The organism is Streptomyces sp. NPDC048370, from assembly GCF_043200825.1.
Lineage (GTDB): Bacteria > Actinomycetota > Actinomycetes > Streptomycetales > Streptomycetaceae > Streptomyces.
On sequence record NZ_JBICYI010000019.1, the window covers coordinates 53,887 to 66,526 of the forward strand.

Sequence of the window (12,640 nt, forward strand, 5' to 3'; positions counted from 1 at the left end):
CGACGTGGAGTCACACGAACAGACAAGGCGAGGAGTCGACATGAGGACGAGGCCCACCGTTGTCGGTGCGCTGGTGGTGGCGGCCGCCGTGCTGCTGCCCGTAGGGGCGGCGTCGGCGGACGAGACGCACACACGCACGCACAACGGGCCGACCGTCCAGAACGGTCCGAGCCTCACCCTCCACACCGGTCAGATCGACGACCCGCTGGAGGACGTCCTCGAACACGCGGCGCTCTTCGGCACCACCTACGTGTTCGACTGAACCAGATCCTCGTACGCCGCCCGCAGCCCGTCGACCGCCTCCAGGTCGGCGGGCTGCAGCGGTTCCCGGACGTAGTCGCCGAGGAGCGCCTTGGCCGTCACCGTGCCCGGAAGACCGGCGGCCATCATCAGCTCGGTCAGCGGCAGCGTGAGCGCGTTCAGCCGGGCCGCCTCCGCCGTGTCGCCCCGGTCGAAGGCGTCGAGCACGGCCCGCATCTGACGGGGCGCCACATTGGCCACCGTGCTGACGTAACCGGCGCCGCCCACCGCGTACAGCGGCAGGTTCAGCTCCTCGCAGCCGGAGTAGTACGCGAGTGAGGTGCGGGCGATCACCCGGGTCGAGCCGAGCAGGTCGTAGGCGCAGTCCTTGACCGCCACGACGCTCGGGTGGGCGGCGAGCCGCAGCATCGTCGCCGGCTCGATCCGGGTGCCGGTGCGGCCGGGGATGTCGTACAGCATCACCGGCAGCCCCGTCGCGTCCGCGACCTTGAGGAAGTGCGCCTCCACGGCGGCCTGCGGCGGGCGGCTGTAGTACGGGGTGACGACCAGGAGCCCGTCCGCGCCCGCCTTCTCGGCCTGGCGCGCCAGCTCGACCGTGTGGCGGGTGTCGGAGGTGCCGACCCCCGCGACGATCGAGGGGCCGGGGCCGACGGCCGCGCGGACCGCCTCGACGAGGGCGGCCTTCTCGGCGTCCGTGGTGGTCGGGGACTCGCCGGTGGTGCCGTTGAGGACCAGGCCGTCGCAGCCCTCGGCGACGAGGTGGGCGGCGTGCACGCGGGCGGCGTCGAGATCCAGCTCCCCCGAGGCGGTGAAGGGGGTGATCATCGCGCAGAGGGCTCGGCCGAAGGGGCGTTCAGTACTCATTCGGGAAGTCTGCGTCCCTCGATGGTGAAGGTCCACTTAGTTCTTCTTTGGGTGAGGGGTAAGCAGGACTGAAGTGTGGGGTCTGGCATGATCGGGGCGGGACGCGACAGGGGGACAAGGGAGAACACCACACCATGAGCGAACAGCGCGTCGCACTCGTCACCGGTTCGTCCTCGGGCATCGGAGCGGCCGTCGCCCGCCGCCTCGCCGCCGCCGGGATCCGCGTCGTCGTCAACTCGGGGCGTTCGGTGGAGGCGGGCAAGGCCCTCGCCGCCGAACTGCCGGACGCCGTCTACGTCCAGGCCGACGTCTCCGACGAGACGCAGGCCGCGGCCCTCGTCGCCTCGGCGGTCGAGGCGTACGGCCGCCTCGACATCCTCGTCAACTGCGCGGGCACCACCCGGTTCATCGCGCACGACGACCTGGCGGCGGCCTCGCCCGAGGTCTGGCGCCATCTGTACGACGTCAACGTCATCGGGGTCTGGCAGACCATCACCGCGGCCGTCCCGCACCTGAAGGCCCACGGCGCGGGCTGCGTCGTGAACATCTCCTCGCAGGCCGGCGTCCGCCCCGGCGGCAGCTCCATCCCGTACGCCGTCTCCAAGGCGGCCGTCAACCACATGACGAAGCTGCTCGCGAAGACCCTCGGCCCGGACGTCCGGGTCAACGCGGTCGCGCCGGGCTTCATCGACACCCCCTGGTTCGACGGCGTCGAGGGGGCCGACGAGGCCAAGGCCCATGTGGCGGGGGCGGTTCCGATGCGCCGGGTGGGGCGGCCCGAGGACATCGCCGGCGCCGTCTTCGACCTCACCAACGCCTCGTACATCACCGGCGAGGTGCTGCTCGTCGACGGCGGCGGCCACCTGCTGGGCTGACAGGGGCTCGTACGGGGGCTCGTGCGGGCTCGTACGGTGCTCAGAGCGTGAGCTTGAACCCGTCGTGGCTGCGCGCGAAGCCCAGCGAGGCGTAGAAGCGGTGGGCCTCGGTCCGCTGCTTGTCGCTGGTCAACTGCACGAGCGCGCAGCCGCGCTCGCGGGCCCGCTCCACGGCCCGCGCCATCAGCTCCCGGCCGAGCCCGCCGCCCCGCCGGTCCGCCCTGATCCGCACCGCCTCGATCAGCGCCCGCTCGGCGCCGCCCTTGCCGAGCCCGGGGATGTACGTCGCCTGGAGGCAGCCGAGGACCAGCTCCCCGTCCACGAGCACCAGGATCTCGTTGCGCGGATCGCCCTCGATGGCCGCGAAGGCCCGCTCGTAGGCCTCCGTGACGACGACCGAGGCGGGGTCCACGACCCGCTCCTCGTCGGCGAGGAGGGCGAGGACGGCGGGGAGTTCGGAGCGGCCGGCGAGGCGGAGGATCATGGTCCGAGTGTCGCACGGAAGCGGGGCTTGACCTCAAGAGCGGTTGAGGTCGGAGGGTAGGACCACCGACGACAGGAGGAAACCCCATGAACGCCGTTGCCCGACCCGACGCCCGCCCCGACCTGCGCCGCCCCGGTGTGGGACTCGTCTTCGCCAGCACCTGGCGGGTCGGTACCCCCGAGCGGCAGCGGGCCACCGTCGACGCCATCGCCAAGGCCTGGGAGAGCCGCGACTGGCCGGCCGTCGGGCTGCTCTCGTACTCGGTGTACATCGGCACCGACGGCGACACCCTGCTCCACTACTCGCAGTGGACGGACGAGGAGGCCTACCAGGAGTTCGTCCGCACCCTCCGCGAGGACAGGAACGCCGAGATCGACGCGGCCGTGCCCGGGATCGTGCGCGTCGGGATCGACCGGTACACGCTCTACCGGTCCACCCCGCTCGGTGACGGGAACGACGCCAGGATCCCCGGTTGCGTCGTGATCGTCGACGTCGAGTTCGACGGGCCGGACGCCGACCGGCAGCGCGCCTGGGTGGACGCGGTCTTCGAGGCGCTCGAGACCGACCCGAACTCCGCGCCCGGAGGGATCTCGGGCCACTTCCACATCGGCGTCGACGGCACCAAGGTCCTCAACTACGCCGAGTGGGAGAGCGAGCAGGCCCATGTCGAGGCGCTCGCAGGACCGGGGTCCGGGGTCGGGTCCGCGACGCCCCAGTGGGTGAGGGTGCAGAGCTACCCGGGGGTGACGGGCGGCGGGGTGACGCGCTACACGCCCGCGCTCAGCCTGAGCGCGGGCGCGTAGCGGGAGCCGTGCTACGGGCGGAAGCGCAGCACCTGCGGGTCGTGGTCGCTGTTCTGGTCCGCGAACTCCGCGTTGATGTGGACGCTGTCGTACTCGAAGTGGCCGACGCCCGGGCTGGTCAGGATCTGGTCGAGGACCTGGCTGTTGCCCTGGAAGACGTACGAGTACCGCTCGCTGCGCGGCAGCGACTTCACCGCCGGGTAGAGCGCCCCGCCCTCCGTCAGCGCCTTCGTCGTCCCGGAGAACTCGAAGTCGTTGATGTCACCGACGACGAGGACGTCGGCGTCCTTGCGGATCGAGAGGACGTCCTTGACGAAGGCGTTCACGGACTGCGCCTGGAGCAGGCGCTTCGCCTCGGAGGAGCGGACCGGCGGCTGGTGGTGCGAGACCAGGGACTCGTCGCCGCCCTTGGAGCCGAAGTGGTTGGCGATCACGAAGACCGTGCGGCCGCGGAAGGTGAACTCGCCCGCCAGCGGCTTGCGGCTGTTCTCCCAGGCCGTGTTCGCCGGGTCGATCCGGCCGGGGGACAGGGTCAGCTCGGGGCGCCCGCCCTGGCCGCGCACCACGTCCGTCGCGGCCGCGGGGCCGGCCCCGGCGCGGTCGGTGAACGAGACCCGCTCCGGGTTGAAGAGGAAGACCTGGCGGATGTTGCCGCCGGGCTCGCCGCCGTCCTTGTTGTTCTCCGGGTCGACCGAACGCCACTCGTACGCCGGTCCGCCGGCCGCCACGATGGCGTCGGTGAACTTCTTCAGCGTCTGGTCGGCGGCGACCGTGCCGTCGTTCTTCGCGCCGTTGTTGTCCTGGATCTCCTCCAGGGCGAGGATGTCGGGCGAGGCCAGGTTGTCGACCACGGCCGCCGCCAGCGCGTCGAACTTCGCCTGCGGGTCGGACGGGTCGAGGTTCTCGACGTTGTACGTCGCGACCGCAAGCTCGTTCTTGTGCTGCGGGTCCGTGGTCTCGCGCTCCAGGCCGCGGTCGACGACCGTGCCCAGGGTGCGCGCCGTCAGCGTGTAGCCGCCGAACTGGTTGAAGTCCAGCGGGCCCTCGGTGGTGCCGGAGAGCACGTCGCCGACGTTCGCCTTGGGGAAGGGCTGCTGGGCGATCGGGGTCAGCGACTGGATCTGCAGTCGGCCGGTGTTCTGCGAGGTGTACGAGCCGTAGACCGTGCCGCCGCGCCAGGTGCGGTTCTCCCAGGGCTTCACCGTCACCCAGAGCTCGGAGTACGGGTCGGTGGCGCCCACCACCCGCGAGGTGCCGACGCGGACGTTGGTGCCCTCAAGGGACTCGTAGTAGTCCAGGGCGTACTTCCGCGGGTTCAGCGTGAGGCCGTTGATCGAGCCGCCGGCCGCCGGGTCGCCCTCGGGCGCGTACGCGCTCGGGACGGACCAGGCCGAGATCGTCGTGGGGGCCGGGAGCGGGTTCCCGGAGGAGACCACGGTGACGGTCGGCTTGGAGATCTGTGTCAGCGACTGGTTGCCGGAGTTCAGGCCGCCCGGGACGTACTCGCCGACCAGGCCGTTCACGCTGACGGCGTCGCCGACGGCGACGGTCGGCACGGAGCTGGTGAAGACGAAGAGGCCCTCGCTGGTGGCCGGGTTGTCGTCGGCCTGCGGGTCCTGGATCCAGAAGCCGCGCGAGCCGTACGTCCGGACGCCGGTCACGATCCCCGTGACGCCCGTGACCTGGGTGCCGACGAGGGGCGAGACGCGGGTGGTGCCCTGGATGTCGTGGACACGGACACCGGCGGTGGTCTCCGCCGAGCTGTCCGCCGAGGCGGTGGAGCCTGCGAGGAGTCCGGCGGCGAGCGCGGCGGACACGACGGCGGCGACCGCCGCGGATCTCGGTATGGAGGAAGGCATCAGGGTGCTCCGGAGGCGCTTGGATGATCGGTCGGTATATCTACGCGCGTCAATCTCTTGTCTCGAAGGGGGACTTGTCAAGGCTCGACGGGTGTACGAAGGCTGACGGCTCCGTGAACCGCCGGGCGGGTCGGGAAATGCGTCTACGCTGAAGCGCGTTCAGCCCGTACGTTCTGCCGGTACGTACCGCCGGTACGGCCGGTCCGTACGGGTACCCGTACGTCCAGCCCTTGCGCCGACCGCACGGCCGACCGGGCTCACCACGCCCTTCGAGGAGAAACCGCAGATGGCACCGGACCGCCCCACCCTGCCCCCCGTTCAGCTGCACGCGGACGCGGAGCTGGCGAGGGAAGCCCTGGCCACGCCCCTCCTGTCCCGTGCGGCGCGGCTCGCCCGCTGGGCCGGCCCCGGGACCAGGGTCGGTGCGGGCGGCGAGCTCGTCGAGGAACAACTGCCCGCCGCCGCGGAGGTGCTGGGCCTCGCGGCGGACGAGGACGGCGAGGCGTACGCGAGCGAGGCGTGGCGCCTCGCGGTCGACACCGGGCTCGTGGACGTCGAGGAGGGCGACGACGACACCCCCGGCGGGGTGACCGCGGGCGACAACCTCGCGCTCCTCACCGGTGGGGCGCCGCTCGACGTCCTCGGGATCTGGCTCGACGGCCTGGACGTGGTGCTCGTCGACGCCGCCGCGCCCGTCCTGGACGACATCGAGGACGTCATCGGCGAGGACGGCGAGATCGACTTCGAGCTGCTCGACTGGAACCCGGAGGAGGAGGCCGAGTTCCTGGAGGGCGTGCTCGGCAACCTGTACCTGCTGACGATCGGCGAGGGCGGGCCGGGCGACGGCCCGGTGCCGCTGCCGGCGCTGGCCGCGTCGATGATCGTCCCGGACGACATGGGCGAGCCCACGGACGACGTCCTGGAGCAGGTCTCGGAGGCGATGATGCGCCTCGACGACCAGTTCCGTCTCCTTGAGCCGATCGGGCTCGTCGAGTACCAGCCCGTGGACGAGGCGCTGATGGTCGAGGAGGGCGAGGAGGCTGCGGCGCGGCTCGGCGAGGCGGACGAGACCGACGAGCTCGGCGACCTCGACGACGAGGACGTCAGCCGGTACGGCATGGTCCGGCTGACGCCGCTCGGGCTGTACGGCGTCCGGGCCCGGATGCTGGAGGCGGGCGTGGACGCGCCGGCCGTCGGCGAACTGGCGGACAAGGGCGCGGAGGTGCTCCTCGACGGGCTCGCGTCCTACCCCGAGACGGCGGCGCGCGCCGAGACCGTGGGGTGGCTGGAGGGCCGGGACGCGGTGGGCGCGGCACGGGAGCTGCTCGGCGCGGCGCGGGGCGCGGACGCCGGCTCCCCGCTGCGGCGGCTCCACTGCCAGCAGGCGCTCGCGCTCGTGGGCGCGGAGGCGGAGCCCGCGGTACGGGAGGTGCTCGACGACCCGGAGTTGGGCGGGCTCGCCCGGGTCTGGCTCGCGGAGCGCGGGGCGGCGGACGTGCCGGCGCCGTCGGAGGCAATGATCTTCTGGCTGGCGATCGACACGATCGCCGCGCAGCTGGACGCGCGGGGTGAGCTGGAGGAGCTGCGGGAGCTGATCGAGGGGCTGACGGGCCGCCACAGCGGCTTCTTCGAGGCGGCGTGGCGCGTGGAACACCCGGCGACGGCGGACGTCCTGGAGGCGATGGGCCGCCTCCACCCGGACAAGTCGTCGGCGAAGGAGGCCCGCAAGGCGGCCTTCAAGGCGAGGTCACGCGGGGGCGCGTGACGCGTACCGCCGGGGCGGGGCGGGTCCCTTCGACTCCCCCACCCCTCCCCTCCCCGAAACCCTGACGGGACCCGGGGCTTCGCCCCCGGCCCCCGTTGCGGCGGCTGCTCGGCCTCGGGGCCCCTCGTGCCGTTGGGTGTGGTCCGGTGGTGGTTACGGGCGGTCGTAGACGCCGCAGGCCGTGATGGGCTTGCCTGCTGCGTCGTCGAGGCAGACGCCTACGTAGGAGCCGCCGCCGACGACGTTCGCGGGGAGGGTGGCGGGGACCGAGGTCACCGTGTTGCAGTGTGTGCTGCTGCTTCGGGGGCCGAGCGGGTTGGCGTAGCCGTCGAAGACGCTGTACCAGGCCCTGCGGCAGCCGACGGACTTCAGTGTTCCCTTGAAGTCCACCGACCGGTTGTACCAGGTCAGGGTGCCCGAGATGGAGCTGCCGGCGCCGTCGGAGACGTAGACCTTGGTGGTGGGGTAGGCGGCGGCCGTGGCCGGGGTCGCCGCTGCGGACGTGGTCAGGCCCGCCACCATCGCGAGGGTGAGAGCAGATCGGCGCAGCATGGTGAGACTCCTTGGTACGAGTACGAGGTTGCGGCGTGCGGGTGACGCCTGCAGGGTGCCCGCTTGGATTCTCGTCAACCCTGGCCGAGCGTCACATGCGCAGGTGCGACGCGCCGTTGAGGTCCAGGATGGTGCCCGAGGACCATTCCGCCGCGGGTGAGGCCAGCCAGAGGACCGCGTGGGCGATCTCCTCCGGGGTGGCGACGCGGCCGAAGGGGCTCTGGGCGCGGATGGCCGCGCCCTCCGGGCCCGTGAGGCGGGGGGCCACGCGTTCGGTGGAGAAGAAGCCGGGCGCGACCGAGGCCACGGCGATGCCGTGCGGGGCCAGGGAGACCGCCAGGGACTGGCCCAGCGCGTGGACGGCCGCCTTCGTCGCGCCGTAGGCCGGGTGGTCGGGCTCGCCCCGGAACGCGCCCCGGGAGCCGATGTTGACGATCCGGCCGCCCCCGCCCTGGTCGATCATGCGGCGGGCCGCCAGATGGCTGAGGTTCGCCGTGGCGAGGAGGTTCACGGCGACGTGCCGCTGCCAGATCGCCACCCACTCCTCGTACGGAGTCTCCGGCAGCGGGTGCCTCTCCATGACCGCCGCGTTGTTCACCAGGACGTCGATCCCGCCGAGCGCATCCGCCGCCGCGTCCGCCACCGCCGCCGCGCCCGCCGGATCCGCCAGGTCCCCCTGGACCAGGGTGTGGCCGGTGCCCGCGAGGGAGTCCAAGGTCGCGCGGGCCTCGTCGGCGCGGGAGCCGTAGTGGACGGCGACCCGGTCGCCGTTCGCGGCGAAGGCCTGGGCCACGGCGCGGCCGAGGCCCCGGGAGGCGCCGCTGACGAGGACACGCCGCCCGGTGGTGTGCAGGTTCATGGAAGGCCGCCTCTCTGTTCAACCGTCGTTTATACGCGGGCGGGACCGTGTGCCCGACAACCGGGTGACGACAGGGAGACGACAACGCCATGCCTCTCAACCGCCGAGAGTTCGCAAAGCAGTCCACCGCCGCCGGCGCGGGCCTCGTCCTGACGGGTACCGTCGCGGCGCTCGCGACCGCGCCCGAGGCGCTCGCCACCCCCGACGACCGGCTCGAGGCCGAGGAGCAGGCGGGCTCCGGCTCCGGCGACCGGCACCGGCTCGGCTACGGGCCCCTCGTCGAGGACCCCACCGGCGTCCTCGCGCTCCCCGCCGGGTTCTCGTACCGCGTCATCACGCACAGCGGCGTCACGAAGCTGGAGTCCGGCGAGTTCACCCCGTCCAACCACGACGGCACCGCCACCTTCGCCGGGCCGCGCGGCACCACGTACCTCGTCAACAACCATGAGCTCAAGGGCCCCCGCTCCAAGTGGAAGCACCCGGTCCCGCTCACCGAGGGCCTCGTCTACGACCCCGCCGCTTCCGGCGGCTGCACGGTCGTCGAGGTGCACCGCGACGCCACGGTCGCCGAGTGGGTCGGCATCGCCGGCACCTCCACCAACTGCGCCGGCGGTCGCACCTCATGGGGCACCTGGCTCACCTGCGAGGAGAACTCCGACCGGGCCGGCGAGAACGGCATGACCAAGGACCACGGCTACGTCTTCGAGGTGGACCCGCGCGACCGCCGCGCCAACCGCGACCCCAAGCCCATCAAGGCCTTCGGCCGGTACGACCACGAGGCGGTCGTCATCGACCCCAAGCGCGGTCACGCCTACCTCACCGAGGACGCCGACGAGCCCAACGGCCTCTTCTTCCGCTGGGTGCCGCCGAAGGGCTTCGAGCACGGCCGGGGCAAGCTCCGTACCCTCGCCGACGACGCCGGTGTCCTCCAGGCGCCCCGCTGCATCGACTCCGGCGGCCGCTTCGTCGACGACCTGTCCCGCGCCACCCGGATCGGCACGGTGTACGGCGTGGACTGGCTGGACGTCCCCGACCGCGACGGCCGCGAGGTCGAGGTCCGCGAGCAGTTCGGCCCCGACGAGGTGACCCGCGCCCGCAAGCTGGAGGGCATGTGGTGGGCCGACGGCGGCGCCTACATCGTCTCCTCGTACGCCCGTGACGAGAGCCCCGGCCCCGCGCACGACGGCCAGGTCTGGTTCTACGACCCCAAGCGCCGCACGCTGACCCTCCAGGTCCTCCTGGGCGTCAACCCCGACCCGGACAAGGACGGCGCCTACGACGGCCCGGACAACATCACGGTCTCGCCCTACGGCGGTCTCGTCATCGCCGAGGACGGCGAGGGCGTCCAGCACCTCTTCGGCGCCACCGAGCGCGGCCGCACCTACCCGATCGCCCGCAACGACCTGAACGACAGCGAGTTCACCGGCGTCGTCTTCTCGCCCGACGGCGACACCCTCTACGCCAACATCCAGGACCCGGGCATCATGCTCGCGATCACCGGCCCCTGGCGCCGCCAGCCCCGCCGCTGACACCCGCACCCCGCCACCAGGCACGACGAAGGGCCCGCCGGACGACCGGCGGGCCCTTCCCCGTACCGTCAGAGCGCCTGGGCGGCCGGCTTCACCATGCCGCGGACCGTGCGCGACTTCACGAACTCGCCGAGCGCCGTCATCTCCCACTCGCCGGAGAACTGCTTGATGAGCTTGGCCATCATCACGCCCGTCTGCGGCTCGGCCGTCGTCAGGTCGAAGCGGACCAGCTCCTCGCCGGTCGCCGCGTCGATCAGCCGGCAGTACGCCTTGGCGACCTCGGTGAACTTCTGGCCGGTGAACGAGTTCACCGTGAAGACCAGGCCCGTGGCGTCGGCGGGCAGCCGGCCGAGGTCGACGACGATGACCTCGTCGTCGCCCGCGCCCTCGCCCGTCAGGTTGTCGCCGGAGTGCTTGATCGAACCGTTCAGGATGGAGAGCTTGCCGAAGTAGCAGCTGTCCAGGTGGTTGCGCTGGGGGCCGTACGCGATGACGGAGGCGTCGAGGTCGATGTCCTTGCCCCGGTACGCGGGCTCCCAGCCGAGGCCCATCTTGACCTGGGTGAGGAGCGGACGGCCGCCCTTGACCAGGGACACCGTCTGGTTCTTCTGGAGGTTGACCCGGCCCTTGTCCAGGTTGATCTTGCCCGTGGAGACCGGGGCGGCCGGAGCCGCCGGGGCGACCGGGGGAGCGGACGGCGGCGGAGGGGGCGTCGGAGCGGCGATCCGCGGGTCGACGGGGGCCGAGACGGGCGGCGCGGCCACGGGCGGCGCCACCGGGGCGGCGGCGGGGGCCGCGGCCGGCTCCTCGTCCACCGAGACGCCGAAGTCGGTGGCGATGCCCGCCAGGCCGTTGGCGTACCCCTGGCCCACCGCGCGCGCCTTCCACGCGCCGTTACGGAGGTAGATCTCGACGACCACCAGCGCCGTCTCCGCGCCGAGCTGCGGCGGGGTGAAGGTGGCGAGGACGCTGCCGTCGTCCGCGTTGCGGAGGGTAGCGGTGGGCTCGATGCCCTGGAAGGTCTGGCCCGCGGCGTCGGGGCTCGCGGTGACGACGATCTTCTCGATGCCCGGCGGCACCGCGCCGGTGTCCACGACGATCGCGTCCGGAGCCGAGCCGCCGCCGGAGCGGTAGGTCACGCCGGGGCCGGTCGGCTGGTTGTAGAAGATGAAGTCGTCGTCGGAGCGCACCTTGCCGTTGGCGCTGAGCAGCAGGCCCGAGACGTCGAGCCGTACCGGAGCGGCGACATCCACCGCCACGCGCGCGGCGGAGAGCGGGATGTTCGAGCCGGGGGTCATAGCGGTCATGCCAGGGGTAACGAGCGAGACAGCTTTGCCGTTCCCTTACCTTGCGTCCCTTCGGCCACTCCGGTTACGGGGGTGGTTCCGGGCCGTGCGCTCGTTGCCGAACTTGTACGCGCCGGTCCAGCGCGCCATGACCAGCTGGGCGTCCCCCGAACCCACCTCGGCGAGGAACTTCTCCGCGCGGGACCCGCGCAGGGTGCCGGCCGCGCGCCCCCGGTGGGTGATCACGACGGTGCCGTCCGCGTGCTGTTCGTAGCTGAATCCATGAGGTGCGGGCATGACGTCATCGTGCCGTTCGGCGGGCACGCCCGTCATGTGGATTTGCCGGTGATCGTATTCTTGCGGCTCGTGGGTGGGAGCTCTTTCAGAACACGGGACGTGGACGAGGCGCGCCAGGAGATCGACGCGCGCTACTACGCCAATTTCATGGACGTCATCGAACGGCGGGAACGCCCCTTCGCGGCCACGTTCGACACCGTCGAGCTCGGGCCGCTGGTCATCGGCGACCTGTCCTGCGGGGCCGACGTCCGGATGCGCTTCGGCGAGCTCGGGGCGTTCCACGTCAACGCGCCGCTCGGCGGGACGATGGAGCTGCGCCAGGGCGGCGCCGCGCCGGTGGTCGCGACGGCCACCGAGGCCGTCCTGCTCGACCCCTACGGGGACACGGTCCTGGAGCGCTGGAGCGGGGACTGCCGGACGCTCTCCGTCAAGATCGACGCGGCCGCGCTGGGCGAGCGGCTCGAACGGCTCATCGGCCGCCCGCTCCGCGACCGGCTCGCCTTCGCCCCGTACCTGGACATCGCCCGCGGCCCCGGTCTCGGCTGGGCGCGCTTCGCGCTCCAGGTGGCGCGCGAAGCGCTCGCGGGGGACGGCATGGCCCAGCACGCGCTGGTCGCCCGCCCCCTTCAGGAGGCCCTGCTCAACGGCCTGTTGCTGGCCGCCGACCACCCCTGGCGCGACGAGCTGGCCCACCCGGGCGGACAGCTTCGGCCCGTACCCGTCAAGCGGGCGATGGACGCCGTACGGGCCCGCCCCGAGCACCCCTTCACCACGACCGAACTGGCCGAACTCGCCGGGGTGGGCGTGCGCAGGCTCCAGGAGTCGTTCCGGGAGTGCGTGGGTATGTCACCGATGGCGTACGTCCGTGACGTCCGGCTCGAACGGGTCCACGAGGAGCTGCGGGGTGCGGAGCCGGGGGAGCTGAGCGTGAGCGAGGTGGCCTGGCGCTGGGGCTTCACGCACCACGGGAGGTTCGCGGCGCAGTACCGGACCCGGTTCGGGGAGACGCCGTCCCGGACGCTGCGTGCGGCGCGGTGGCGATGGGTGACGTGACGATCGCGCCGTGACGATCGGCGGCGCGATGATCGGCGGACCCGCCGCGTTTCGCGGACAGGTGCCGCGCTGAGCGGATCGCGGGCCCCCGCGCCGTCGCCGTAACGTTCCCTGTGTCGCGTGTGCCACCGCATGTCGTGACCCGGGCCCGGC

The 12,640-nt window shown here is 72.4% G+C and carries 13 protein-coding genes; 6 read left to right on the forward strand and 7 right to left on the reverse strand.

All coding sequences use genetic code 11. From position 1 onward, the window contains the following. The first annotated feature begins 40 nt into the window (after positions 1-40). Positions 41-262 (forward strand): hypothetical protein, encoded by a 222-nt coding sequence (locus ACGFYP_RS30870; RefSeq protein WP_393500553.1) that lies wholly within the window; start codon positions 41-43, stop codon positions 260-262. Here ACGFYP_RS30870 and dapA read toward each other — a convergent pair. Then, positions 247-1,125, reverse strand: coding sequence for a 4-hydroxy-tetrahydrodipicolinate synthase (gene dapA / locus ACGFYP_RS30875; RefSeq protein ID WP_393500556.1), 879 nt, complete (start codon positions 1,123-1,125; stop codon positions 247-249). The two genes, ACGFYP_RS30870 and dapA, sit on opposite strands and share 16 nt — an antisense overlap. Positions 1,126-1,259: 134 nt before the next feature. Between dapA and ACGFYP_RS30880 the strand changes: the two genes are divergently transcribed. Continuing rightward, positions 1,260-2,000, forward strand: coding sequence for an SDR family NAD(P)-dependent oxidoreductase (locus tag ACGFYP_RS30880; protein WP_393500559.1), 741 nt, complete (start codon positions 1,260-1,262; stop codon positions 1,998-2,000). A 40-nt stretch (positions 2,001-2,040) separates the two neighbouring features. Here ACGFYP_RS30880 and ACGFYP_RS30885 read toward each other — a convergent pair whose 3' ends face one another. After that, positions 2,041-2,484, reverse strand: a complete 444-nt coding sequence (locus ACGFYP_RS30885) for a GNAT family N-acetyltransferase (RefSeq protein WP_393500562.1) — start codon at positions 2,482-2,484, stop codon at positions 2,041-2,043. Between the two features lie 86 nt (positions 2,485-2,570). On the opposite strand from ACGFYP_RS30885, the gene ACGFYP_RS30890 reads away from it, so the two are divergent. Next, positions 2,571-3,287 carry an antibiotic biosynthesis monooxygenase gene (locus ACGFYP_RS30890; RefSeq protein WP_393500565.1) on the forward strand — a complete coding sequence of 239 codons (717 nt, stop codon included), beginning with the start codon at positions 2,571-2,573 and terminating at the stop codon, positions 3,285-3,287. Positions 3,288-3,298: 11 nt separating this feature from the next. Here ACGFYP_RS30890 and ACGFYP_RS30895 read toward each other — a convergent pair whose 3' ends face one another. Continuing rightward, positions 3,299-5,146 carry an endonuclease/exonuclease/phosphatase family protein gene (locus ACGFYP_RS30895; protein ID WP_393500568.1) on the reverse strand — a complete coding sequence of 616 codons (1,848 nt, stop codon included), beginning with the start codon at positions 5,144-5,146 and terminating at the stop codon, positions 3,299-3,301. A gap of 286 nt (positions 5,147-5,432) precedes the next feature. Between ACGFYP_RS30895 and ACGFYP_RS30900 the strand changes: the two genes are divergently transcribed. Next, positions 5,433-6,911 carry a hypothetical protein gene (locus ACGFYP_RS30900; protein ID WP_393500570.1) on the forward strand — a complete coding sequence of 493 codons (1,479 nt, stop codon included), beginning with the start codon at positions 5,433-5,435 and terminating at the stop codon, positions 6,909-6,911. 153 nt (positions 6,912-7,064) lie between these two features. Here ACGFYP_RS30900 and ACGFYP_RS30905 read toward each other — a convergent pair whose 3' ends face one another. Together ACGFYP_RS30905 and ACGFYP_RS30910 are read right to left on the reverse strand one after the other, a co-directional pair. Further along, positions 7,065-7,463, reverse strand: a complete 399-nt coding sequence (locus ACGFYP_RS30905; protein ID WP_361958567.1) for a hypothetical protein — start codon at positions 7,461-7,463, stop codon at positions 7,065-7,067. A 91-nt stretch (positions 7,464-7,554) separates the two neighbouring features. Beyond that, entirely contained in the window at positions 7,555-8,322 is a 768-nt protein-coding gene (locus ACGFYP_RS30910; protein ID WP_393500574.1) for an SDR family NAD(P)-dependent oxidoreductase, read from the reverse strand. A gap of 89 nt (positions 8,323-8,411) precedes the next feature. Between ACGFYP_RS30910 and ACGFYP_RS30915 the strand changes: the two genes are divergently transcribed. Beyond that, complete coding sequence (locus tag ACGFYP_RS30915; RefSeq protein WP_393500578.1) at positions 8,412-9,851, forward strand: alkaline phosphatase PhoX; 1,440 nt, start codon at positions 8,412-8,414, stop codon at positions 9,849-9,851. Between the two features lie 68 nt (positions 9,852-9,919). Here ACGFYP_RS30915 and ACGFYP_RS30920 read toward each other — a convergent pair whose 3' ends face one another. Beyond that, complete coding sequence (locus ACGFYP_RS30920) at positions 9,920-11,158, reverse strand: TerD family protein (RefSeq protein ID WP_361958574.1); 1,239 nt, start codon at positions 11,156-11,158, stop codon at positions 9,920-9,922. A 36-nt stretch (positions 11,159-11,194) separates the two neighbouring features. Further along, positions 11,195-11,434 (reverse strand): hypothetical protein, encoded by a 240-nt coding sequence (locus tag ACGFYP_RS30925; protein WP_361958576.1) that lies wholly within the window; start codon positions 11,432-11,434, stop codon positions 11,195-11,197. Between the two features lie 99 nt (positions 11,435-11,533). Here ACGFYP_RS30925 and ACGFYP_RS30930 point away from each other — a divergent pair, with 99 nt between their 5' ends. Then, a complete protein-coding gene (locus ACGFYP_RS30930; RefSeq protein ID WP_393500582.1) occupies positions 11,534-12,487 on the forward strand; it encodes an AraC family transcriptional regulator in 954 nt (317 codons plus the stop codon). Positions 12,488-12,640: the final 153 nt, after the last annotated feature.